A 23,972-nucleotide genomic window follows, 5' to 3' on the forward strand; every position below is an offset into this window, starting at 1 on the left:
ATTTATTTTTTATGCGCGCGTCACGATTAATCACCATCCTGCTGCTGAATGCGCTAGGGATAATGCTGTTTGTTTCATGGTACCTGCCGCCCGATCACGGGTTCTGGTTTGGTATCGATAAAGCCATCTTTTATGGCTTCAATGACCAGATGGTTGACCATCACGGCTTCGCGCTGTTAGTGGCCATCACTAACTTTCGCGGCTTCGATGTGGTTTCACTGCTGGCGATGGGTGCGCTGTATCTGTGCTTCTGGCGTCGCGAAACACCGCAAGGACGCCGTCGCATGCTCGCGATTGGCATCACCATGTTGCTAAGCGCCGTGATCCTGAACCAGCTCGGCCATCTGCTGCCGGTGCAACACTCCAGCCCAACGCTGTTCTTTGACAATGTGCATCGCGTAAGCGAACTGACCGGCATCCCGGCCAAAGATGCGTCGAAAGATAGCTTCCCGGGCGACCACGGCATGATGCTGATGATCTTCACCTGCTTTATGTGGCGCTATTTCGGCTTCCGCGCGTTTCTGGTGGGACTGGCGATTAGCGTGGTGTTTGCTCTGCCACGCGTGATGGCGGGTGCGCACTGGTTTACCGATATTGCTGTCGGTTCGTTGTCGGTGGTGCTGGTTGGCATGAGCTGGTGCCTGTTAACGCCATTCAGCGACAAGCTAGTCAATTGGCTGGACCGTTCGTTGCCGGGCAAATATAAGCCGCGCAGGTAATTGTTAAGCGCGAGTGATCATAGAATAAAAAGTCGATCGCTCGCGCTTATTTAAAACCTGAATAAACTATTAGCAAACTAACATTATTCAGGTAAAAGAAAAGATTATGATGAAAAATGCGGAACAATAGCCTTTATCTTAGTCTGTCCAGCCCGAACCCTCTTAAAATCGGCCTTAGCGCCAGAATTACCCCCTTATTGCACCGCTGTTTGGCTATTAAATCGCTGCCAATTGTTGATAAACTAGCCATTGTGTTACAGATTGATTTCACATCGAAAAAACCTTTGAATATTTATATAAAAGCACTCGCCACGCGGTCTGTAATCGGTTAACCTCAAATCCGATTAGTAAGCAACAGCATAAAATGCGGTGCTTAAAGCTACAAAAATGTGTGCATTAACACATTTTAGTAATTAAGGATTTGTCTTAGACGGCCGTACTTATTAATCTCAACCCGTTTTGTCATCTGGCTGACGACATTCTGTCGTAAGGAAACCGAAGGAATTCACGTACAATGGTCAAGTCTCAACCAATACTGAGATACCTCAGGCGGATCATTCCCGCAGTTGCTCTGGCAACACTTTTATCAGCATGTAGCAGCACCCATAACGGTCAGAACGCGAATAACGAGAATCATGAAGTTAACAACCAGAATGGTTTTTTACTTCAAGCGTCTCAGGACGAATTTGAACAGATGGTGCAGAATGTGGACGTTAAGTCCCGCATCATGGAACAGTACAGTGACTGGAAAGGTGTACGTTATCGCTTAGGCGGCGACACCAAACGCGGCATTGATTGTTCTGCTTTTGTTCAGCGCACCTTTCGCGAGCAGTTTGGTTTAGATTTGCCACGCTCAACGTCAGAACAGCAAGACACCGGCAAAGAGATTTCACGCAATAAATTGCGCGCAGGTGACTTAGTGCTATTCCGCGCCGGTTCTACCGGTCGCCACGTTGGCATCTATCTCGGCAACGATAATTTTGTTCACGCATCCACTAGCAGTGGCGTGATGATTTCCAATCTGAATGACAGTTATTGGAAAAATCGTTACCGTGAAGCGCGTCGGGTTCTCGCTAAAAACCCGAGCTAACGTATTCTTTTGAAGATCCTCTCAGCCAGAGAATCAGAAAACGCTGCCCCGGCAGCGTTTTTTTTTCGCCCACTGTTTTTAACTCAAATCCAATCGATAAAAAGTAATTGAGAATCAAAAATATAACGAGACATTCTTCGCGCTCTCGTTATATTCTCGTTGACTTCCTGATACCCAAACATCGCCCTTCAGACGCCGTGATTACTGCGATGTCGGCAGGACTCTGGGTAATGACCAAAGTGATAAACATAATAAAAAATGGCAAGACAAGGGGAATACACTCCATGCCACTTTCGGGGACATTAAAACGCCACGCCAGCTACTCAAGACGCATCGCCTGGAGTAGCGTAATCATCGGCACGTTGTTTTTTCTGCTTTTTGTCACCGTCCTGTTAACACTGACCTGGCAAAAACGCGTACAACAACATCAACAGCTACTGGCTCACAGCCGTGACGATTTACAACAGGTCATTACAACCCTGGTGGATACGCTTTATCCACTGCAGCAATACACACAATTAACCTGTAGCAGCGTCGGCCGTGAGCTGACTTCTCGCGCCGCGTTTGCCGGGAATATCCGCGCCATCCTGCTGGTCCGCGACAGTAATGCTTACTGCTCTTCTGCTACGGGCAGTTTTTTGCTGGCTGCCAACGCGATATCGCCTGAATCTGAACTGGAACGCGATCGCGATATGCGCTTACTGGAAGGCACGCCATTGCTACCAACGAAACCGGCGCTGGCGCTTTGGCTGAAAAATCCAGGTTCGGCTGAGACCGGCATTCTCGCCACCATGAACATCAGCCTGACGCCTTACCAGTTGCTGGCTTCCTATCATCCCGAAATCACCGGCATGGCGTTGGTGATTGGTAATAAGGCGCTACTCAGCGGCAGCAACAAGGTGGTGCACGCCAGTGATTTGCCTGCATCGCTGCATGAAATAGCCTTTAACAATAGCGACCTGCACTTTGTGCTGTTTGGCAGCACCTTAGCGCCACGTGATTACTCACTGACGCTGCTCACTGGGATACTATTTTCCTTACTGGTTTCCGCTTTGAGTTGGCTATTGCTGACTCGACATCAGCGTCCGGGCAAAGAGATCATGCAGGGAATCAAACGTGGTCAGTTTCACGTTGAATACCAACCGCTGGTTACCGCACATGATGGACAACCTTACGGCGTGGAAGCGCTGCTGCGCTGGACGCATCCCACTGAAGGCATGATTCCGCCTGATGCCTTTATTAGCTACGCCGAAGCGCAAAACCTGATTATTCCGCTCACCCAGCATCTGTTTACTTTGGTGGCGCGCGATGCACAGTTTCTCTGTAAACAACTGCCGCGTGGCACACGTCTGAGCCTCAATCTCTCGCCGCTGCATCTCGCTTCAGAGAGTTTCCGTCATGATGTGCAGGTATGGATTAACGCCATGCCGCCTGATCATTTCAACTATGTGTTTGAGATTACCGAACGCACTATGGTCGGGGAAAAAAACGCCGGTGAAATCTTCGCCTGGCTGCACGAAAACAATTTCAAAATTGCGATTGATGATTTTGGCACCGGACACAGTGCGCTGATCTACCTGGAAAAATATCCGTTCGATTATCTGAAGATCGATCGTGGGTTTGTGCAAAGCATTGGCACGGAAACCGTCACCTCGCCGGTTCTTGATGCGGTGCTGCTGCTGGCGAAAAAACTAAACCTGAAAACTGTGGCGGAAGGCGTTGAAACCGGCGATCAGGCTGCATGGCTGGTGAATCGCGGCGTGACGCATTTACAGGGCTATCTGTTTAGCCGACCGCTACGACCTGAAAAACTCGCCAGTTACTTCCAACGCCAGCGCATACTGAGTTAGCATCACGCGAACCCCATGAAACTGCTACCATAAAGTGCGGAACACCACAGGAGATCGCCTCACTTATGCTGCTGCGTCTTGTCACAGCGTTATTGTTTTGTAGCGCCATTGCGCCGCTGCATGCCGCAACCATCAACGAAAGCTATGCCTTTGCTAAACTGGGCGAGCCGAAATATGCGGTCAATTTCACGCACTACGATTACGCCAATCCCGCCGCACCTAAAGGCGGCAAAATCACGCTGGCGGTGGTCGGCACCTACGACAACTTCAATCGCTTCGCCTCGCGCGGCAATCCCGGCATTGGCACTGATACGCTGTATGACGGCCTGTTTACCACATCCGATGATGAACCTGGCAGCTACTATCCGCTGATCGCTGAATCGGCGCGCTATCCCGACGACTATCGCTGGATGGAAGTGTCGATCAATCCACATGCACAGTTTCAGGATGGAACACCGATTACCGCGCAGGATGTGGCTTTTACCTTTCAGAAATTCATGACGGAAGGTGTGCCGCAATTTCGCGTGGCGTTTCGCGACGTGCAAGTTAAAGCGCTTAATCGCCTCACCGTGCGCATCGACATGCCGAAGCCGGACAAAGATCGCGTTCTTAGCTGGTTAACGCTGCCGGTCATCCCGGAAAAATTCTGGCAAAACAAAAAGTTTAATGAGCCGATTGGTTATCCGCCGCTGGCCAGCGGGCCCTATCGCGTCACCTCGTATAAATCGGGTCAGTTTATCCAGTACAGCCGGGTGAAAGATTACTGGGCGGCCAATCTGCCGGTCAATCGCGGACGCTTTAACTTCGATACCCTGCGTTATGACTATTATCTCGATGACAACGTGGCGTTCGAGGCCTTCAAAGCCGGCGCTTACGATTTGCGTGAAGAGAGTTCAGCCAAGAAATGGGCCACGCAATATCGCGGGCGCAACTTTGATAGTCACGCCATCGTCAAATCAACCATTCCCAACACCGTTTCCACCGACACGCGTTGGCTGGCCTTTAACAACGAAAAACCGCTGTTCGCCGATCGTCGCGTACGCGAAGCCATTACGCTGGCATTTGATTTTGAGTGGATGAATAAAGCGTTGTTCTACGGCGCTTATAAACGCACGCGCAGCTATTTCCAGAACACCGAATATGCTGCACTTGGCTATCCCAAAGCCGAGCAGTTGATTCTGCTGGCGCCGTACAAGGCGCAGCTGCCAGCGGAAGTGTTCAACAATGAGTATGCCCCGCCCCGTTCCGACGGCAGCGGTTTCGATCGCGGCAACCTGTTGCAAGCCATGAAGCTGCTGAAAGAGGCGGGCTGGGAGATTAAAAACCAGCAGTTGGTGAACGTGAAAACCGGCCAGCCGTTCCGTTTCGAATTACTGATGCGCAGCGGCACGCAAAACGACTGGGCGCTGCCGTTCCAGCACAGCCTGCAACGGCTTGGCATTCAGGTCACATTGCGCCAGATTGACAGCTCGCAATATTTACGGCGTTTACGTGAAGGTGACTACGACATGATTCCGTCACTCTATTACGCGATGCCATGGCCCTCCACCAGCTTGCGCACTATCTGGCAGTCTGAGTTCATCAACTCTTCATGGAATACGCCGCGCGTGAAAGATCCCATCGTCGACCATTTTGTCGAGCAGATCGTTGAGCATCAGGGCGATGAGAAAGCGCTGCTGCCGCTTGGCCAGGCGCTGGATCGCATCCTGCTGTGGAATGCCTACATGATTCCGATGTGGTACAGCGCGGAAGATCGCATGGCGTATTGGGACAAGTTTTCCCATCCCGAGATTAAACCCGCGTTTGCTACCGGTCTGGAAAACTGGTGGTACGATGTGAACAAAGCCGGGCGATTGCCGGTCGATCGACGCTGAGGAGCACGGTTTGGCAGCCTATTTTCTACGCAGGTTACTGCTGATCATCCCCACGCTATGGGCGATCATCACCCTGAACTTCTTTATTGTGCAGATAGCACCCGGCGGCCCGGTGGATCAGGCGTTAGCCAACGTGCAGTTTGGTCACAGCACCGGTATTCCCGGCTCAGGCGGTGGCGACGCCGGCGCGCGCGGATCGCTGGTGCGCGACAATCCCGGCGACAGCCAATATCGCGGCGCGCGCGGCCTGGATCCGGAAGTGATCGAGGAGATTAAGCATCGCTACGGCTTCGATAAGCCGCTGCTGCAGCGTTACGGCGAAATGCTGTGGAACTACATCCGTTTTGATTTCGGCGACAGCCTGTTCCGCAGCGCATCGGTGCTGCAGCTAATCAAAGAGAGTTTGCCGGTCTCCGTCAGTTTGGGATTGTGGAGCACCTTGATCATTTATCTGGTGTCGATTCCGCTGGGCATCAAAAAAGCGGTGCGTAACGGCAGTGCCTTCGATATCTGGAGCAGCACCTTTATCATCATTGGCTATTCGATTCCGGCATTCCTGTTCGGCATCATGCTGATTGTGCTGTTCGCCGGCGGCAGCTACTTCGACTGGTTCCCGCTGCGCGGCCTGACGTCACCGCAGTTTGATGCGCTGCCGTGGTACAGCAAAATCACCGATTACCTGTGGCACATCACGCTGCCGGTGCTGGCCACGGTGATTGGCGGTTTTGCCACGCTGACCATGCTGACCAAAAACTCCTTCCTCGATGAGATCCGCAAACAATACGTGGTCACCGCGCGCGCCAAAGGGCTGGATGAGAAGCGCGTGCTTTACGGCCACGTGTTCCGCAATGCCATGCTGCTGGTGATCGCCGGTTTTCCTGCCACCTTTATCAGCATGTTTTTCACCAGCTCGGTGTTAATTGAGGTGATGTTCTCACTCAATGGTTTAGGCCTGCTCGGCTACGACGCCACCATACAACGCGATTATCCGGTAATGTTTGGCACGCTTTACATCTTCACCCTGATTGGCCTGCTGATGAACATTCTCAGCGATCTGACCTACACGCTGGTCGATCCGCGCATTGATTTTGAGGGACGCTGATGCGCTTATCTCCTGTTAACCAACAGCGCTGGCAGCGTTTTCGCCATAACCGTCGCGGTTACTGGTCGCTGTGGATTTTCCTGATCATTTTTGTCCTGTCGTTGGGCGCTGAGTTGCTGGCCAACGACAAACCGCTGCTAGTACATTATCAGCAGCGCTGGTACATGCCGCTGCTGTTCAACTACAGCGAAAGTGATTACGGCGGCGATTTCTCTACGCCCGCTGATTATCAGGATCCGTGGTTGAAGCAGCGCATCGATCAGCAAGGTTGGGCGATTTGGGCACCGATTCGCTTTAGCGATAGCACCATCAACTTCGCTACCGATGTGCCCTTCCCTTCTCCGCCTTCGGCGCAAAACTGGCTCGGCACCGATGCTAACGGCGGCGATGTGCTGGCACGCTTGCTGTATGGCACGCGCATCTCATTGCTGTTCGGCATCATGCTGACGCTGTTCTCCAGCGTGATTGGCATCGTGGTCGGCGCGGTGCAAGGCTACTTTGGTGGCCGCATCGATTTGGTGGGTCAGCGTCTGATTGAAGTGTGGTCCGGCATGCCATCGCTGTTCCTGCTGATTCTGCTCTCCAGCGTGATTCAGCCCGGCTTCTGGTGGCTGCTGCTGGTTACCGTGGTGTTTGGCTGGATGAGCCTGGTGAGCGTGGTGCGTGCCGAATTCCTGCGCGCACGTAACTACGATTATATCCGTGCGGCACGCGCGCTTGGCGTCAGCGACAGCCGCATTATGCTGCGCCACATGCTGCCAAACGCCATGGTCGCCACATTGACGTTTCTGCCGTTTATCCTGTGCGGCTCAATCACCACGCTAACTTCGCTGGACTTCCTTGGTTTTGGTTTGCCGGTCGGATCGCCATCGCTCGGCGAGCTGCTGCTTCAGGGCAAAAACAATTTACAGGCACCCTGGCTGGGGCTGGCGGGCTTCTTTGCCCTCGCCCTGCTGCTGTCGTTACTGATCTTTATCGGCGAAGCGGTACGCGATGCCTTTGACCCGAGCCGAGGACGCTAAATGAGCCTGCTAACGGTGAATCATCTGGCGGTGGCCTTTCAGGATCGCCGCGTGGTGGAAGACATTTCGCTGCAGATTGATGCCGGCGAAACGCTGGCGCTGGTGGGCGAATCCGGTTCCGGTAAAAGCGTTACCGCGCTATCGATCATGCGCTTATTGCCACAGCCGCCGGTCAACTATCCGCAAGGCGAAATTCTGTTTAACGGCCAGGATATTCTGCAGGCCAGCGAACGCACCCTGCGCGGGCTGCGTGGCAACCAGATGGCGATGATTTTTCAGGAGCCGATGGTGTCGCTCAATCCGCTGCACAATGTGGAAAAGCAGCTGTATGAAGTGCTGTCGGTGCATCGCGGGATGCGGCGCGAAGCCGCGCGTGGCGAAATGCTAAGCTGCCTGGATCGCGTCGGCATTCGTAACGCGGCGTCTCGTCTGCAGGATTTTCCGCACCAGCTTTCCGGTGGTGAGCGACAGCGCGTGATGATCGCCATGGCGCTGCTGACGCAACCGAAGCTGCTGATCGCCGATGAACCGACCACCGCGCTGGATGTCACGGTTCAGGCGCAGATTCTGCAACTGCTGCGCGAACTGCAGCGTGAACTCAATATGGGCATGCTGTTCATCACCCACAACCTGAATATTGTGCGTCAGCTGGCGCACAGCGTCACGGTGATGCGTAATGGCCGCGGTGTGGAACACAATCGCTGCGATTTGCTGTTTAGCCAACCGCAGCAGCCCTATACGCGCGAGCTGATCGCCGCCGAGCCGGATGGTCAACCGGTGCCGCTATTGGATCCTAAACCGCTGTTGCAGGTGAAGAATCTACAGGTTGGTTTCCCGATCCGGCGTGGATTGCTGCGTCGCACCGTGGCAGAGAAGCTGGCGCTTAAGGATCTCAGCTTTACGCTGCGGCGTGGCGAAAGCCTGGGATTGGTCGGCGAATCGGGTTCGGGTAAAAGTACCACCGGCCTGGCGCTGCTGCGCTTAATCACCGCGCGCGGGGAGATCTGGTTTGACGATCAGCCGCTGCATAAGCTATCGCCAAAGCAGTTATTGCCGCTGCGCCAGCGCATTCAGGTGGTGTTTCAGGATCCCAATTCGTCGCTCAATCCGCGTATGACGGTGCAACAGGTGATTGCAGAAGGCTTAGCGGTGCATCGTCCGGAACTCAGTGCTGCCGAGCAGGAAGCAAAGGTGATTGCGGTGATGCAGGAAGTGGGACTCGATGCCGACAGCCGTTCACGTTATCCGGCGGAGTTTTCCGGCGGTCAGCGTCAGCGCATCGCTATCGCCCGCGCGTTAATCCTTGAGCCGCAGCTGATTGTGCTGGATGAACCCACCTCGTCGCTGGACCGCTCGGTGCAGAAGCAAATTCTGACCTTGCTGCGTCGTTTGCAGCAGCAGCATCAACTCGCCTATCTGTTTATCAGTCATGATTTGCAGGTGGTACGCGCGCTCTGTCATCAGCTGATTGTGCTGCGTCAGGGTGAAGTGGTGGAGCAAGGTGATTGCGAAACACTTTTTAACGCACCAGCAGCCGATTACACGCGGCAGCTACTGGCGTCAGCGCAGGGAAAAGATCTTAGTCAGTGACCATCAAAGGTTTCGGCGATAGCAACACCCTGATTTTTCAGGCAGCAGTTGGTCGCGCTTTCGTCATCACGTTGAATCAGCAGACAAGGTTGCCCTTCACACTGAGCGATTTTGCATTCGACCTGAATCTGCGCCAGCGTTTCTTTCAGCTGGTGCAGAATTTCCAGCGCCGGATGACCATCGTGGCTCAGCAGACGCAGTACCACTAAATCTTCGGCATGCACGCCATTCGCCGCTTCCTGACGCTCAATTTCACCCGCATGTTCAAGCGACCAGCGATAATGTTGTGGCAAGCGATGCACAACGGAAAGTTGCAGCATAGTTATACGGCCCCCAGAGACGTTAACTTTATTCACGACGACGGCACAACGTGGTGAATCCCAACCTGGTTAGCTCAGAATACGAACTCAGTCTGCCTTATCGTTTTAAGCACAAAGCGTGTAGCCAATTTATAATTTGCGAGGCTTCTCACATTTATGCCTATGTTTACCGTGTTCGGCTGCGGTTAACAATCATTTTAGACGCAATCTCGTTACTTTTTTATCTCTAAATTTTCACATAATGGAAACATTAAGCATAACGAATGAATGGGGATTAGCGAGTGAGGGGAGAGATTTAAGTTAGGCCAGGTCGCCATAAATGGCGACCCTACGGGAAGATTCAGGATATGTAAGGTCGCCATTCATGGCGACCTTGGTGATGTCACGCTGGCTGTTGAGGCCGTGAAGCATAGGTAAACAGCACAATCGAAATTGTGGCGCACAGCGCAATCGTAGCCACCATCGGCCATGCGCTGTTAATGCTGACTAATGAGAGCAGTGCGCCGACTAACGCACCGACACCAAAACGCAGCGTGCCCGCCAGCGAGGAAGCCGTGCCCGCCATATGTGGGAACTCATCCAGAATCACCGCCATCGCATTCGACGACACCGTCGAGACGCAGCCAATAAACATCGCCACGCCAAACACCAGCGACAGGAAGCCTAAATCCAGCGCGCTGGAGATCAGCAGCCAAACGCCCATCGCAAACTGAATCACCAATCCCAGGCGGAACATTTTCACCGGACCAAAGCGGCGCACGGCGCGGCTATTGATCAGCGTCATCACGAACAGGAACACCACGTTCAGGCCAAAGTAATAGCCGAAGTTCTGCGGTGAAACGTGGTTCACTTCGATGTACACAAACGGACCGGCGTTGAGGAAGGTGAATAATCCGGCAAAGGAGAAACCGCTCGCCAGCATATAACTGAAGGCACGCTTGTGGCGCACCAGCGCCACGAAGTTACCCAAGGTGGTACGCAGATGAAAACGCTGCCGCTGTTCGGGCTTAAGCGTTTCACGGATTTGCGTCACCACCAGCACCGTGGTGATCAGCGCGGCACCCGCCAGCGTCCAGAAGATGGCGTGCCAGTTCCACAGCAACAGCAGCCAGCCACCGATAATCGGTGCCAGCAGCGGCGCAATGGTGGTCACCAGCATCACGAACGACATCATGCGCGAGAAGTCCTCTTTCGAGTAGGTATCGCGCATTAAGGCGTTGATCACCACGCTGGCAGCGGCGGCCGATAAGCCGTGCAGGAAGCGCATAAAGATCAGCTGATCGATGGTTTGTGACAGCGCACAAGCCGCAGCGGCGCAGGCAAAGATCAGCGTGCCCAGCACAATCACCGGTTTACGTCCGTAGCTATCCGCCAGCGGACCATAAACTAACTGGCCAATAGCGAAACCGAGGATGTAGAGGTTGAGCGTCATCTGCACGCTGCCCGCCGAAACCGCAAACTCGCGCGCGATTTGCGGCATGGCCGGCAGATACATATCAATCGAAAGTGGCATCAACATCGCCAGCAATCCGAGGATGACCACTAAACCAACCGGTGAATTCTTTTCCTTGCGCACCGCGTTCTCCCGCTATTTGCGTTGTTTGAGTTCTTCTGGCAGGCCGATGCTGTCGACCTCTTGCTGGGTCAATTCACGATATTCACCTTCACCGAGATCTTCATCGAGCTCGATGTCACCAATACGTTCGCGATGCAGCGCCGATACATGGTTACCCATCGCCGCAAACATGCGTTTGACCTGATGGTAGCGCCCTTCACTGATGGTCAAGCGTGCCGCTTTCTCATCAAGGATCTCCAGCACCGCAGGTTTGGTGAGCTCTTTTTCATTGTGCAGCTGTACACCTGCAGCGAATTTCTCAACCAGTTCTGGATCGATTGGCTCTTCGACTTCAACCAGATAGGTTTTTTCCAGGTGATGCTTCGGTGAGGTAATGCGGTGTGACCATTGACCATCGTCGGTCAGCAGCACCAAACCGGTGGTGTCGATATCGAGACGTCCCGCCGCATGCAACTTGAACGCCGCAGGTTCTTCGATAAAGAACAGCACGGTGGGATGATCGGGATCGTCGGTTGAGCAGACGTAACCTTGCGGCTTGTTCAGCATGAAGTAGCGCGGACCTTGCTGCACCACCAGCGGATTGCCGTCGTATTCGACTTCATCGTCTGGCAATACTTTGTAAGCCGCATCGCGCACGACTTCGCCGTTAATGGTGACTTTTTTGGCGCGGATTTCGCGTCCGGCGATAGCACGGCTAACTTCCAGTTGCTGAGATATGAATTTTTCGAGTCGCATGAATTCGCTTTGCCTGTTACTGCGGGGGAAACTGAAACGGTGTTTTTGTCCGTTAAGAAAGTGTGGGCAGTATAGCTTGATCCTTAGACTGCTAACAGTAGTGAACCTGCGTTTAACTGGCTTTCATGCCATAATGCGCGTCCGTTCCAGAAAAAAGTTTGCCCCGATGTCATTCACCCTGCGCCCATACCAACAAGAGGCGGTTGACGCCACGCTCAACCACTTTCGTCGCCATGCTACGCCGGCGGTGATTGTGCTGCCGACCGGCGCGGGTAAAAGCCTGGTGATTGCTGAACTGGCGCGGTTAGCGCGCGGACGAGTATTGGTGCTGGCCCACGTGAAAGAGCTGGTGGAGCAGAATCACAGCAAATATCAGGCGTATGGCCTGCAAGCCGACATCTTCGCCGCCGGTTTGCAGCGCAAACAGAGCGAAAGCAAAGTGGTGTTTGGCAGCGTGCAGTCGGTGGCGCGCAATCTTGATCGCTTCGACAGCGCCTTTTCGCTGGTGATCGTCGATGAGTGTCACCGCATCAGCGATAACGAAGAGAGTCAGTATCAGCTGCTGTTCACTCACCTGCGGCAACATAATCCGCAGCTGCGCCTGTTGGGTTTGACCGCCACGCCCTTCCGTCTCGGCAAAGGCTGGATTTACCAGTTCCACTATCACGGCATGGTGCGCGGTGATGAGAAAGCACTGTTCCGCGACTGCATTTATGAGCTGCCGCTGCGCTATATGATCAAACACGGCTTTCTGGTGCCGCCGGAGCGCTTAGATATGCCGGTGGTGCAGTACGATTTCAGCCGGCTGATCCCGCAGAATAATGGGCTGTTTAGCGAAGCCGATCTCAACCGCGAGCTGAAACAACAGCATCGCGTGACGCCGCATATTATCCGGCAGATTGTTGAGTTTGCTGAAGATCGACGCGGCGTGATGGTGTTTGCTTCTACCGTGGAACACGCCCGTGAAATTCTCACGCTACTGCCTGAAAACAGCGCGCTGGTATCGGCGGAAACGGCAGTGAAAGATCGCGACCGCTTAATTGGTGAATTTAAAGCGCAGCAGCTGAAGTTCCTGGTCAACGTTGCCGTTCTGACCACCGGCTTTGACGCGCCCCACGTTGATTTGATCGCCATTCTGCGCCCTACCGAATCCGTCAGCCTCTATCAGCAGATTGTCGGTCGCGGTTTGCGCCTGTCGCCCGGCAAAACCGATTGTCTGGTGCTGGATTACGCTGGAAATCCACACGATCTTTTTACCCCCGAAGTCGGCGCACCGAAAGGCGCCAGCGACAATCAGCCGGTGCAGGTGTTCTGTCCCGCCTGTGGTTTCGCCAACACGTTTTGGGGCAAAACCACTGAAGATGGTCACATCATTGAGCATTTTGGTCGCCGCTGTCAGGGCGTGCTGGAAGATGATGAAGGCGAGCGCGAACAGTGTGATTACCGCTTCCGCTTTAAAAGCTGCCCGGATTGTGGCGCCGAGAATGACATCGCCGCGCGGCGCTGCAATCAATGCGACAAAATTCTGGTCGACCCGGATGACATGCTGAAAGCCGCGCTGAAATTGAAAGATGCGCGTGTGTTGCGCTGTTCTGGCATGACGCTGGAGCAAGGACGCGATGACAAAGGTGAATGGCTGAAAGCCACCTATTTCGATGAAGATGGCACCAGCGTCAGCGAGCGTTTTCGCCTGCAAACGCCAGCGCAACGTAAAGCCTTTGAGCAGCTGTTTATGCGTCCGCATCAGCGCGCGCCAGGCGTGGAACTCGGCTGGCAAACCGCAGCGGATGTGATCGCCTTACAGCCTTTATTACGCCATCCAGATTTCGTGGTGGCACGTGCAAAAGGCCATTTCTGGCAGATCCGCGAAAAAATGTTTGATTATCAGGGCCGTTATCGCCGCGCCAATGAGCTGCGATAAGCGGCAGAATCATTTGCCCCTGCGACATCATTGGGGCTATAATGCCGCCCGCTTTTGCATCCGTAAAAGCAGTTTGAATAACCGTCCTGTTGCTGGGTCGCCTGTAGCAGGAACTATTGAAGAGACATCAAATGTTCACTATTAACGCTGAAGTACGTAAAGACCAGGGTAAGGGTGCGAGCCGCCGCCTGCGTGTAGCAAACAAATTCCCAGCCATCATCTATGGCGGAAATGAAGCACCAGTTGCTATCGAACTGGACCACGACGCTGTGATGAACGTGCAAGTTAAAGCTGAGTTCTACAGCGAAGTGCTGACCATCGCTGTTGATGGTAAAGAAATCAAAGTTAAAGCTCAGGCGGTACAGCGTCATCCGTTCAAGCCAAAACTGTTCCACATCGACTTCGTTCGCGCTTAATCGCTGAATGAGTTGAAAAAAAACGCCGCATATGCGGCGTTTTTTTATGGTTGAAATTTATTTACTGCTGGTCCGACGTTGCAACTGATCGCGCAGATTCGGTGGCGTGCCTTTGATGGTCAACGTGTCGGTGGTGGGATCCCAGAAGATGCGCTCGCCAAGCAGCATGGCGTCAAAGTTCAGGGTTAAGCCACCGCCGCTACCAGCGAACTTGGTCAACTGGCGCAAGGTGCTGCGATCCGCCGGGAAGGTCTCTTCCAGCTCGTACCCCTGCTCCTGAGTAAACGCCTGGAAGGTTTTTTCACCCAGCGGCGGTAATTCGCTGGAGAGATCGTGCAGCGCAATCTCTTCGCCCGCCTGCAGCTGATCGTTGCAGTAAGTGTAAACCTGCTGACGATAGTTCTGGCGCTCATTTTTATCGAGATCCGATTCGGCGCAATAATCATCCACCGCTTGCAGCAAGCCACGGTTTTGTGCCTTGGTGTCCAGACCGACGCTGGCACCGAGGAAATCCATAAAGAAATCCGCCACTTTACGGCCTACGCGCCCGCGCAGGAAGGTGAGATAACGGGTGGATTCCGGGTTGGTTTCCCACTCGGTGAGATCGATGCGTGCCACGATATCCGCATGATTGATATCGAGATAATGCGTGCTGCTGATATCCAGCTGTTCATTCACGCGCATGCTCGACTGGCTGTTGAGAACCGCAATCAGCAAATATTCGACGGCCAGATAACGATAGTGCAGGAACAGCACCACGCCGCCTTCCGCAAAGGGATATTTACCCAGCTCATCGCGCAGACGTCCGGTTGCCGCACGGCTAAATGCCAGAAAGTCATCTTCCCCTTTGCGGCAGTTACGCAACGCATCGGCCAGTTCACTGTCCTCGTTAAACAGGCCGTAGGCTTTGCTTTTGGCGCTGTAAACCCGATGCAGCTCTTCTGCCATCTCTTCAACCGCGCGGGTCGCGGGCAGCAAAGTGTCGCGCAGTACCAGTTCCAGCTGGTTTTCATCACGTTTAACTAACTGATGCAGGGCAATCTGGTCGATATCCAGACTCATGGTAGACTCTCCTTTTAGCTCAGGCGCGTATTCAAACACCGCCCGCAGCCGCTTTCAACTACCAGCACAAACTGATCGCTCTGCTTGCGATAAAATTGCGGAAAAAAGTGCGTTGTTACGGTAATATACCGCCTTTTCACCCTTGATTAGACGACGATATGCCACAATCATCCCGTTACAGTGACGAACGCGTGGAAAAGCTCCTCGCAGAGATGGCGCAGATTCTTGAAAAAGACAAAGCGCCAACCGACCTTTCCCTGATGGTATTGGGTAACATGGTAACTAACTTGATCAATACCAGCGTTTCACCGGCTCAACGCCGCACTCTGGCACGATCTTTCGCGGATGCGTTGCAGTCATCCGTACGCGACGATAACGCTCATTAATATGCAGATTTGACCTCATAATATGGTAACCAACCGGCAGCGCTACCGCGAAAAAGTCTCCCAGATGATCAGCTGGGGGCATTGGTTTGCCCTGTTTAATATTATCTTCGCGTTTATATTAGGCAGCCGCTACCTGTTGGTCGCCGACTGGCCCGCGTCGCTCGCGGGACGTATCTATGCCTTTACCAGCTGGATCGGTCATTTCAGTTTCATTGTCTTCGCGGGCTATCTGCTGATCATTTTCCCGCTCACCTTTGTGGTGATGTCACAGCGATTGCTGAGGGTGCTGTCGGCGATTATCGCCACCGCCGGGCTGACGCTAATAATGGTCGATAGCGCGGTATTCAGCCGCTTCCATTTGCACCTTAATCCGGTGGTGTGGGAGCTGGTGATTAACCCCGATCAAAGTGAGATGGCGCGTGACTGGCAGCTGATGTTTATTAGCGTGCCGCTGATTTTCCTCGTCGAAATGCTATTCGCGACCTGGAGCTGGCAAAAACTGCGCAGCCTTAATCGGCGCTCGTTCGGCAAGCCGCTGGCCGCCCTGTTTATCAGCGCCTTCTTCGCCAGCCATCTGCTGTATATCTGGGCCGATGCTAACTTCTATCGCCCGATTACTATGCAGCGCGCCAATCTGCCGCTCTCCTATCCAATGACTGCGCGTCGCTTCCTTGAGCGTCACGGTTTGCTGGATGCGCAAGAGTATCAGCGCCGTCTGGTGCAACAGGGCGATCCGGAAGCGTTGTCAGTGCAGTATCCGCTGAGTGACATTACCTTCCGCGATGGCGGTACGCGCCACAATCTGCTGGTGCTGACCGTTGATGGCCTGAACAACGCCACGGTGGAAAAAGCGCTGCCGTCGCTACATCAATTCGCCAGCGAAAACGTGCGCTTCACCCAACATTACAGCGCGGGACTGCAACCGGAAAAAGGGCTGTTTGGCCTGTTCTACGGCATCTCTTCCAGCTATATGGATGGCGTCTTAGCATCGCGCACGCCTTCGGCCCTGCTCAATGCGCTGAATGCGCAAGGTTATCAGTTTGGCTTGTTCTCATCGGACGGCTTTAGCCAACCGCTATATCGTCAGGCTTTATTAGCAGACTATTCGCTGCCGCAGGCCGATACCCAGCCGAATAGCACCACGGTGACGCAGTGGCAAAACTGGCTCAACGGCCAGAGAGCAAACAGCGCACCATGGTTCTCGTGGATTGCCCTGAACGGTGTCACGGTTAATGGCGACAACCTGAAGGCGCGCCAGCGCAGCTATACGCGTCAGGCAAGCGGTGTCGATGAGCAGATTAATGCGGTGTTGCAAACCTTGCAGGATCGCGATTTGCTGAAAAACACCGTGGTGGTGATTACGGCGCAGCGTGCGGTTAATCTTGATAGCAACGATGATAATCCAGGTAATCGTGCGACCTTGCAGGTGCCGCTGGTGGTGCATTGGCCTAACACGCCCGCGCAAACCATCGATCGCCTGACCGATCAACAGGATGTTATGACCACGCTGATGCAGCGTCTGCTGCACGTGCGCACCAACCCCGCCAACTTCTCGCAGGGTGAAGATCTGTTTGCCGCGCAACGCAGCCACGATTGGGTGGCGAGCAGCGAAGATGGCAAACTGGTGGTGACCACGCCAACCGTGACGCTGGTGCTGAATAACAACGGCAGCTACAGCGCTTACGATGCGCAGGGTCACAAGCTGAAAGATCATAAACCGCAGTTGGCGTTGCTGCTGCAGGTGCTGACGGAAGAGAAGCGATTCGTCGCAAACTGATTAATTATGAGGCAGTTAAATGCTGCTCATATTGCAATCGTGCGCGGAAACAGTAATATTCTTCCACGTTCGGCACGTAGCGCAGCCTGGTAGCGCACGGTCATGGGGTGTCCGGGGTCGGAGGTTCAAATCCTCTCGTGCCGACCAAATCACTGCGAAAAAGGGATTATCTTTCGGGATAGTCCCTTTTTCATATCTCAATAGTCTCGCTTACCAGCTACCGTGGAATCCACCGCCCATTGCTGAACCACCACCAATATGATCACCACCACCTAAGCCATGCGCGCTATGAGTGTTAGCAGCATTATTAGCACCATTGCCGCTGCCACCAACAGAATGTGATGAGCCTTGATCATTTTTGGAACCTTTGCCCGGATTAGCCTGAAAGGCGGAAACATGTGAGACGGCAATTTGTGCTTCTGGATTAACCGCGGTAATAGCAGCGGCCGTAGTCACTTTGGTAACTCCGTTCACTGTCACACTGACTTTTGCATCTGGTTTCAAACTGCTTACAGCAACATTAATAGTTGCCCCATATCCCTGACGTGGCGACATACCTGAATAGGAAACAGCTTGCTGCATATCCCTTACCTGGTTTGTCAGGTTTGCATTGCCTTTAATGCCATAATTAGCATCTTGTTGTGATTGAGTATTGACAGCATTGGCCAGTGCAGCGGCATATCCACGTTCCTCAGCTATTGCATTTGCTCTTGCTTCGCTTGCGCTATTCATCATTTGAGCATCATTACGATCGTGTAAAGTGCCACTTTCGTAAGCTCGGCTTTGGGCATCATTAATACGAGCTTGTGCAGCGGATGCCATACGACTTGAATGGCTAACGCCTTCCTGAGCCTGTGAAAAATCCATAGCATTCAGGTTAAAAGCAGCCATGCTAATGAATAAAGCAACAAAGGTAGGTTTCACTTGTTAATTTCCGATTCGAATTAAGTTGACGTATTTATACACTTCTTATTGTTTATAAATTTGACCTACGTCACCCTCAAACGTCTCTTATATAGAAATACACGGTTTATTTGTGATCCCGATTTGGAAGATTAAATTTTTCCGCCACGCCCCCATCTCTTTAGAGATCAGAAGAAATATCAGATTATCGCCAATCTGAAGGTTATAAATGACTTTTAATCAGTAACTTACCGAAAGCAACCCAACCCTAGCCAGATCACATTTCTGGATAAATATGACAGCACTTCATCAAACTGAAACAAAACTGTCACAGAATTCTCTTACTCTTAGGTCTCTTGTTTTTTCGATGGAAACCATTATGGTCATCAAAGCAAAAAACCTGCAGGATGCGGAAGAACTCCTGCACTCGGGTATCAATAAAGTTGAACTGGCTTACGATATCGGCAGCGACGATTTCTTCCGTCTCGCCTCGCGCTGGTGCGATCGCGGTGCGCGCATCACCAAAGGCCATCAGCACTTCGTGGTGCAGATTAAAGGTATGGCGATTCCGCCAAACAACTAAAAGTAGGCGAGCCCCTTTGGCTTGCTCTCCATCCGGCTGACTGGTAAAACTACGTTTTCCGTCAGCCGTGATTTTTTATGTTCGCCTCTCAAACGCCGCTTGTTCTGCCCTCTTCCCCGTTTATCCGCGCTGCTGGCATGTCGCTGGATGTCGTACCGATCGCCTGGTGTGAATTTGATCAACAACACTGGCATGCCGAACTGCATCAGGCGTGGCAATTGCCGCTGCCCGCGTCGCTACAGTGCGCGGTGACCAAACGCAAAGCCGAGCATCTCGCGAGTCGTTGGCTGGTGCAGCAAAACCTTGCGCACTTCGGCTTACCGCATTTTGTATTGTGTAATGCACCTGATCGTTCACCGCTATGGCCCGCCGGCATTCAGGCGTCGCTGTCGCACACGCACAGCGTTGCGGTGATGGCTGCGACGCGCGAGCCATTGTGCATTGGCGTGGACGTTGAGCAGATAATGGCGGAGGAAACCGCTAATGAAACTGCTGAGATGTTAATGAACACGGCGGAAAAGCAGCGTCTGATGGCGCAACCTTTGCCCTTTGCCCAGGCCGCTACGCTGCTGTTTTCACTGAAAGAGAGTGTTTACAAAGCGCTGTGGCCGCAGTTGCATCAGCCGATGGATTTTCTTCAGGCGGAAGTCGTAGAGCTGGACGTGCAGCAAGGCCGCGCAACGCTGCGCTTGTGTCGGGATTTTGATAGGCATTTCACCACGGAAGTATTGCTGCAGGCGCGTTTCTGGCTGGCTGGAAACCGCGTGATTACACTGCTGACGCATCCGCTACCAAAATAAAAAACCGGCTCAGAAATAAACCCGAGCCGGTGACAACACAAGACGACAGAAAAGTGTTCCAGGGACGCAGAAACGAGGATTTCTGCTGGGAGTCACTTTACTCACTCCGCAACCTCTTGCCCAATAAGGGTTTTCGCTAAGCTTTCCCGGCTGGCGTTAATGGCCGGTATCGGTACGTTGCACCGCATCCAGCGTTGCCATCTCGCGTTCGTTGCCGGTCAACTCACTCAGCTGACCTTCGCGCATCTCCAGCAAGCGATCGGCATGGATAAAGTAGTGATCGTCGTGGCTGATGGCGAACACCGTTTTGCCCGATTCCTGTAACCACGGCAGCAGCTCACGATAGAAGATGCGACGGAAATGCGGATCCTGATCCGCTGCCCATTCGTCGAGCAGCAGGATGTCGCGCTCTTCAGCAGCCGCCAGCAGCAGCGCCAGTCGCTTGCTCTGCCCTTTCGACAGTTGCAGATTGAGCACCTTGTTACCTTCCAGCTTGAGTTTATCCTGCATCTTCAGACGCTCCAGCCACTGCTGCACCAGCGCAGGATTGGCCGGTTGCCCCTGGTCGCCGATCAAGCGATCAAACAGATGTACGTCAGTAAACACCGCCGAGAAATGTTTGCGATACGCATCGAGGTTTTGCCAGTCAACCACTTTGCCGTCCAGCAGTAAGCTGCCCGACTGCGGTTGATAGAGGCCAGTGAGCAGCATCGCCAGCGTCGATTTTCCGCTGCCGTTGCCGCCAATCAGGAACACCAGCTCGCCGCGACGCAGCGTCAAATTGATCGGCCCAACCTGGAATCCGTGCTCGCCATAGTGGAAGTAGACATCGCGCAGTTCCAGCGTTTGCCAGTCGCTGACTTTTGGCAGCGCTTTAAAAGTTTCTTCATACGGCGCCAGTTCGAAGGTGTTGAGTTTGCGAAAGGCAACCTGCGCACTAAGCAGCGTCGGCAAGGCGCCAACCGCCGCCAGCAGCGGCGTGCGCAGGAACAGCAGCGTCAGCGAATAGGTTGCCGCCACCGCCGTGTTGGCCCAGCCCAATCCGTTCGCCATAAAGAACACGATGCCAATCGCGCCCAGCATCATGATATTCGACCAGTTCACCGCGCTGAGATGGAAGGTATCGGCACGCACAATATGGTGGCGATAGCTTTTGGCATTTTCCTGATAAACGCTGTCGTAAATCAGCTGCGCACGTTCGCGGTTGAGCTGCAACTCTTTGCGCCCTTCAATAATGGTCTGGAAATCGCGATATAGGTCATCTTCGATTTCACGCAGCTTAGCCATGTGCTGATAAACCCGTGACACCAGCAACCAGCCGCCAACCAGCGTCACCACCAGCCACAGGCAGGTGATCAGCAGCATTTTCGGCGAGAGCCAGGCGAGATAAAGTGCCGAACCGAGCGTAATAATGATGCCCTGAATCAGCTCGGGTAAACGCACGAAGGCGATGGTGATGGCGCGCACATCGCTGGTGAGACCGGCCAGCAACTGGGCATTGCCGATCTGTTCGATGCGCTCCACGCGCGTGTCGAGGATCCGTTTGATGAATTCGCCGCGCAGCCGCCAGACAAAGTGGTGGCCGAGCATGGTCAACGCCAGCTGTGAGCCGAGCGTCACCGCCATCAGCAGGAACAGTTGGCCAAGGAAACTTGGCAGCACCGAAATCGAGGTATTCACCGCGACGATCAGCTCATTATTGATATAGGCAATCAGGCCGATACCGAGCACGGCACTTAACAACGTGAGAAGAATAACGCCAATAAAAGGCCAGCGGTACTGGCGAAAAACGACTTGCAGCAATGCCATCAAAGGGTTCCAGCGGTCAATAAAGCAGCCTGCAGTTTAATGTCGCCTTGGCTGATAGCAAGAATAATTCTCATCTCTTAGTTGCCTGAATGAATTGGTCGCCATGAATGGCGACCCTACGGATATATGGCGGGGTTTCGTAGGGTGCGCATTCATGCGCACCTGCATATAAACGCCGAAAGTGCCTAAAAAGCACGGCGGAAAGTCAGGTTGAAACGGAACGCGCCTGCCTGCGGATGAATGCCGGGTTTGAGCGGCAAAATGCCGTGATAACGCAGGCGCGATGGCCCGCCCCACACCACAATATCGCCATGTTCCAGCAGCACGCGCTGGGTGGCATCGCCGCGTTCGAAACCACCGAACTGGAACACCGCTGGCAATCCTAATGAAACCGACACAATCGGCTGGCGCAGGTCCTTCTCATCTTTGTCCTGATGCAGCGTCAGTTTTGCGCCGGGTTCGTAGCGGTTAATCAGGCAGGCATCAGGATTGAAACCGGCAAAGCCCGCTTCACGCGCGGAGTGCTGCGCCAGTTCGCGGAACAGCGCGGGCATCGGCGGCCAATGGTGTCCGCTGTTGCTATCCTGCTCGGTATATTGATAGCCGCGCGAATCGGTGGACCAGCCAAAATCGCCGCAGTTAGTCATCGCCACTGACATGCGATGGCCGCCGGGCGTGATGCGATGGGCAAAGGGATTTTTAGCAGCGATGTCGTGAATCGCCGCCAGTAGCGCATCAGCCTGATCGCGGGCACGACGTCGTAGAATCACCGCGCCTTCCGCCAGCGGTTCCTGCCACGGCGCTTCGTCACTAAATAAATCCAGCATGTGCGCCTCCTTTATTGAGATGCCTGATCGATGAGGAAGGTTTTAAACTGCGGCGACATCCAGTGAGTAAAGCCGTCGCCCTGCTTGCTGATCAAATAAACCGCCAGATGCTCTTTTAACGCCAACGCTTTAGCGCGTTCGCTGCCGAGCACCATCAAGCCGGTATCCCAGCCATCCGCTTCCAGCGCGGTGGTGGCAATCACCGTCGCCGACACCAGCTTATGCTCAATCGGTCTTCCCGTGGTGGGATCGATGACGTGCGAAATGCGTTTGCCGTCCAGTTCATAATAGTTGCGATAGCTGCCGGAAGTGCTGATGCCGTGCCCTTGCAGATCAACGCGCGCTTCCACCGCGTTTTCGCGATCGGTGGGTTTCTGGATCGCCACGCGCCACGGCTTTTGATTGGCATTAACGCCCCGGCTCAATACCGCGCCGCCCACCGAAACCAGATAATTGGTGATACCTTGCTGCTCCATCAGGCGCGCCAGGTGATCGGTGGCATAACCTTCGCCCATGGTCGAGAGATCGACATACAAGCCGGGCAGATCTTTCTGCAGCCATTGGCCGTCAACGCCCTGAATGACGCGCAGATACTGCAAACCGGTCTGCGCTTTAGCGGCGGCGATTTCCGCCTCGCTGGGCGTGTGCGCCGGTTGCTTTGTCGGGCCAAAGCCCCACAGATTGACCAGCGGGCCGACGGTAATATCCATCGCACCCGAGGTTTTGTGCCCAATTCGCAGCGCTTCAGTGACGATATCCGCCATATCGGCGCTCACCGGCTGCGGAGTATTACCTTGATACTGATTAAAGCGCGACAGCACCGAATCACTTTTCCATGTCGAGAGTTCGCCGTCATCACGATCCAGCTGTTGCTGAATCAGCTGCTGCAACGCCGCTTTGCGCTGTTGATCAACGTCGGCAACACTGACGCGCCACACGGTTCCCATGGTTTTGCCTTCCAGTACCAACGCGGGTTGGCTACTGTTTTTTTCGCAACCGCTGAGTCCCAATGCCAGCAGGCTAATTAGCAGAATATTCTGAAAACGCATCAATTCCTCATCTGTAACGCATTACTACAGCCAATTACAAAGCATAACTCGCTTGTAAAGCAGTCTAAAGTTGCTTGATGTTCGATAAACGCTGACACAGGATAAGCGGTTCCTGCAACGTTATACCTACAGGAGCATCAGATGGTTTATATGATTGTCGCAATTACCGCCGCGCTATTTATTTATGGCAGCTTCAAATGTTGGCAGACTTACCGCCATCGCCTGATTCAGCACTATCCTGCACGCCGACGTTAAATTATTGCACCAGAAAATCACCCTTCTGCACCGCTTCAGCGCTGGCGCAGTGTAGCAAAGTCGCTGCAAGGCGCGTGGCGCTGAGAGCGGTGCGCTGGCATGAATGCTGCATTGTTGAAGATGAGTTGAACTTCAGCGAGGTGCAGAATGGAAAATACTAAAACACAAAACAGTAAATGGCAGCACTGGCTTAGCTTCTCCGCCTTTACGCTGGCGGGTGTCGCGATGGAAGGCAGCCTGACCGCCATCACCAACCCGCCGCCGCAACCGGCGCCCAAAGCCAAAAAATGGCGCGGTATGCAGTAA

23 protein-coding genes and 1 tRNA gene are annotated in these 23,972 nt (G+C 53.6%); 16 read left to right on the forward strand and 8 right to left on the reverse strand.

Annotated features, from left to right (window positions below):
• The first annotated feature begins 11 nt into the window (after positions 1–11).
• The 7 genes from FHW71_RS03740 (at position 12) to yejF (ending at position 9,247) form a co-directional block, all read left to right on the forward strand.
• Entirely contained in the window at positions 12–719 is a 708-nt protein-coding gene (locus FHW71_RS03740) for a phosphatase PAP2 family protein (RefSeq protein WP_179450077.1), read from the forward strand.
• Positions 720–1,233: 514 nt separating this feature from the next.
• Positions 1,234–1,809, forward strand: a complete 576-nt coding sequence (gene mepS / locus FHW71_RS03745; protein ID WP_008105015.1) for a bifunctional murein DD-endopeptidase/murein LD-carboxypeptidase — start codon at positions 1,234–1,236, stop codon at positions 1,807–1,809.
• 284 nt (positions 1,810–2,093) lie between these two features.
• Complete coding sequence (locus FHW71_RS03750; protein ID WP_061717803.1) at positions 2,094–3,659, forward strand: cyclic di-GMP phosphodiesterase; 1,566 nt, start codon at positions 2,094–2,096, stop codon at positions 3,657–3,659.
• Positions 3,660–3,724: 65 nt separating this feature from the next.
• Complete coding sequence (locus FHW71_RS03755; RefSeq protein ID WP_179450075.1) at positions 3,725–5,533, forward strand: extracellular solute-binding protein; 1,809 nt, start codon at positions 3,725–3,727, stop codon at positions 5,531–5,533.
• Between the two features lie 10 nt (positions 5,534–5,543).
• Positions 5,544–6,635, forward strand: coding sequence for a microcin C ABC transporter permease YejB (locus FHW71_RS03760; protein WP_179450073.1), 1,092 nt, complete (start codon positions 5,544–5,546; stop codon positions 6,633–6,635).
• Entirely contained in the window at positions 6,635–7,657 is a 1,023-nt protein-coding gene (locus FHW71_RS03765; RefSeq protein ID WP_008105023.1) for a microcin C ABC transporter permease, read from the forward strand. Before FHW71_RS03760 ends, FHW71_RS03765 begins: the two co-directional genes overlap by 1 nt.
• Positions 7,658–9,247 carry a microcin C ABC transporter ATP-binding protein YejF gene (yejF, locus tag FHW71_RS03770; RefSeq protein ID WP_179450071.1) on the forward strand — a complete coding sequence of 530 codons (1,590 nt, stop codon included), beginning with the start codon at positions 7,658–7,660 and terminating at the stop codon, positions 9,245–9,247.
• Here yejF and FHW71_RS03775 read toward each other — a convergent pair.
• From FHW71_RS03775 to rsuA, 3 genes are all read right to left on the reverse strand, one after another.
• A complete protein-coding gene (locus tag FHW71_RS03775) occupies positions 9,241–9,567 on the reverse strand; it encodes a hypothetical protein (protein WP_008105027.1) in 327 nt (108 codons plus the stop codon). The genes yejF and FHW71_RS03775 overlap by 7 nt on opposite strands.
• Positions 9,568–9,949: 382 nt before the next feature.
• Positions 9,950–11,143 carry a Bcr/CflA family multidrug efflux MFS transporter gene (locus FHW71_RS03780; protein ID WP_179450069.1) on the reverse strand — a complete coding sequence of 398 codons (1,194 nt, stop codon included), beginning with the start codon at positions 11,141–11,143 and terminating at the stop codon, positions 9,950–9,952.
• Between the two features lie 12 nt (positions 11,144–11,155).
• Positions 11,156–11,878: a 16S rRNA pseudouridine(516) synthase RsuA gene (gene rsuA / locus FHW71_RS03785; RefSeq protein ID WP_061717809.1), complete on the reverse strand. Its 723-nt coding sequence runs from the start codon at positions 11,876–11,878 to the stop codon at positions 11,156–11,158.
• A gap of 166 nt (positions 11,879–12,044) precedes the next feature.
• Here rsuA and FHW71_RS03790 point away from each other — a divergent pair, with 166 nt between their 5' ends.
• Both FHW71_RS03790 and rplY read left to right on the forward strand, forming a co-directional pair.
• Positions 12,045–13,799 (forward strand): DEAD/DEAH box helicase family protein, encoded by a 1,755-nt coding sequence (locus FHW71_RS03790; RefSeq protein ID WP_036648474.1) that lies wholly within the window; start codon positions 12,045–12,047, stop codon positions 13,797–13,799.
• Between the two features lie 131 nt (positions 13,800–13,930).
• On the forward strand, positions 13,931–14,215 hold the full coding sequence (gene rplY, locus FHW71_RS03795) for a 50S ribosomal protein L25 (protein ID WP_008105033.1): 285 nt from the start codon (positions 13,931–13,933) through the stop codon (positions 14,213–14,215).
• A 57-nt stretch (positions 14,216–14,272) separates the two neighbouring features.
• Here the strand turns inward: rplY and yejK are convergent, their stop codons facing one another.
• Positions 14,273–15,277 carry a nucleoid-associated protein YejK gene (gene yejK / locus FHW71_RS03800; RefSeq protein ID WP_154181563.1) on the reverse strand — a complete coding sequence of 335 codons (1,005 nt, stop codon included), beginning with the start codon at positions 15,275–15,277 and terminating at the stop codon, positions 14,273–14,275.
• Positions 15,278–15,435: 158 nt separating this feature from the next.
• Here yejK and FHW71_RS03805 point away from each other — a divergent pair, with 158 nt between their 5' ends.
• The 3 genes from FHW71_RS03805 to FHW71_RS03815 all read left to right on the forward strand — a co-directional run bounded on the left by FHW71_RS03805 (position 15,436) and on the right by FHW71_RS03815 (position 17,587).
• The gene (locus FHW71_RS03805; protein ID WP_036648480.1) at positions 15,436–15,663 is read left to right on the forward strand and encodes a YejL family protein; all 228 of its coding nucleotides are present in this window, start codon (positions 15,436–15,438) and stop codon (positions 15,661–15,663) included.
• A 22-nt stretch (positions 15,664–15,685) separates the two neighbouring features.
• Positions 15,686–17,440: an LPS biosynthesis-modulating metalloenzyme YejM gene (yejM, locus tag FHW71_RS03810; protein WP_179450067.1), complete on the forward strand. Its 1,755-nt coding sequence runs from the start codon at positions 15,686–15,688 to the stop codon at positions 17,438–17,440.
• 70 nt (positions 17,441–17,510) lie between these two features.
• Positions 17,511–17,587, forward strand: a tRNA-Pro gene (locus FHW71_RS03815).
• 63 nt (positions 17,588–17,650) lie between these two features.
• Here the strand turns inward: FHW71_RS03815 and FHW71_RS03820 are convergent.
• A complete protein-coding gene (locus FHW71_RS03820; RefSeq protein ID WP_179450065.1) occupies positions 17,651–18,364 on the reverse strand; it encodes a hypothetical protein in 714 nt (237 codons plus the stop codon).
• A 358-nt stretch (positions 18,365–18,722) separates the two neighbouring features.
• On the opposite strand from FHW71_RS03820, the gene FHW71_RS03825 reads away from it, so the two are divergent.
• Both FHW71_RS03825 and FHW71_RS03830 read left to right on the forward strand, forming a co-directional pair.
• Positions 18,723–18,926 (forward strand): hypothetical protein, encoded by a 204-nt coding sequence (locus FHW71_RS03825; RefSeq protein WP_008105079.1) that lies wholly within the window; start codon positions 18,723–18,725, stop codon positions 18,924–18,926.
• A 77-nt stretch (positions 18,927–19,003) separates the two neighbouring features.
• The gene (locus FHW71_RS03830) at positions 19,004–19,726 is read left to right on the forward strand and encodes a 4'-phosphopantetheinyl transferase superfamily protein (RefSeq protein WP_179450063.1); all 723 of its coding nucleotides are present in this window, start codon (positions 19,004–19,006) and stop codon (positions 19,724–19,726) included.
• Between the two features lie 156 nt (positions 19,727–19,882).
• On the opposite strand, the gene FHW71_RS03835 is transcribed toward FHW71_RS03830, so the two are convergent.
• From FHW71_RS03835 to apbE, 3 genes are all read right to left on the reverse strand, one after another.
• Entirely contained in the window at positions 19,883–21,535 is a 1,653-nt protein-coding gene (locus FHW71_RS03835) for a multidrug ABC transporter permease/ATP-binding protein (protein WP_179450060.1), read from the reverse strand.
• Positions 21,536–21,720: 185 nt separating this feature from the next.
• On the reverse strand, positions 21,721–22,362 hold the full coding sequence (gene alkB / locus FHW71_RS03840) for a DNA oxidative demethylase AlkB (RefSeq protein ID WP_179450058.1): 642 nt from the start codon (positions 22,360–22,362) through the stop codon (positions 21,721–21,723).
• A gap of 11 nt (positions 22,363–22,373) precedes the next feature.
• Positions 22,374–23,411, reverse strand: a complete 1,038-nt coding sequence (apbE, locus tag FHW71_RS03845) for an FAD:protein FMN transferase ApbE (protein ID WP_179450056.1) — start codon at positions 23,409–23,411, stop codon at positions 22,374–22,376.
• 141 nt (positions 23,412–23,552) lie between these two features.
• Here apbE and FHW71_RS23940 point away from each other — a divergent pair, with 141 nt between their 5' ends.
• The gene (locus tag FHW71_RS23940) at positions 23,553–23,666 is read left to right on the forward strand and encodes a hypothetical protein (protein WP_008105089.1); all 114 of its coding nucleotides are present in this window, start codon (positions 23,553–23,555) and stop codon (positions 23,664–23,666) included.
• Positions 23,667–23,813: 147 nt separating this feature from the next.
• Complete coding sequence (locus FHW71_RS03850; protein WP_176973727.1) at positions 23,814–23,972, forward strand: hypothetical protein; 159 nt, start codon at positions 23,814–23,816, stop codon at positions 23,970–23,972.

This window comes from Enterobacter sp. Sphag1F (assembly GCF_014193275.1).
GTDB lineage: Bacteria > Pseudomonadota > Gammaproteobacteria > Enterobacterales > Enterobacteriaceae > Pantoea > Pantoea symbiotica.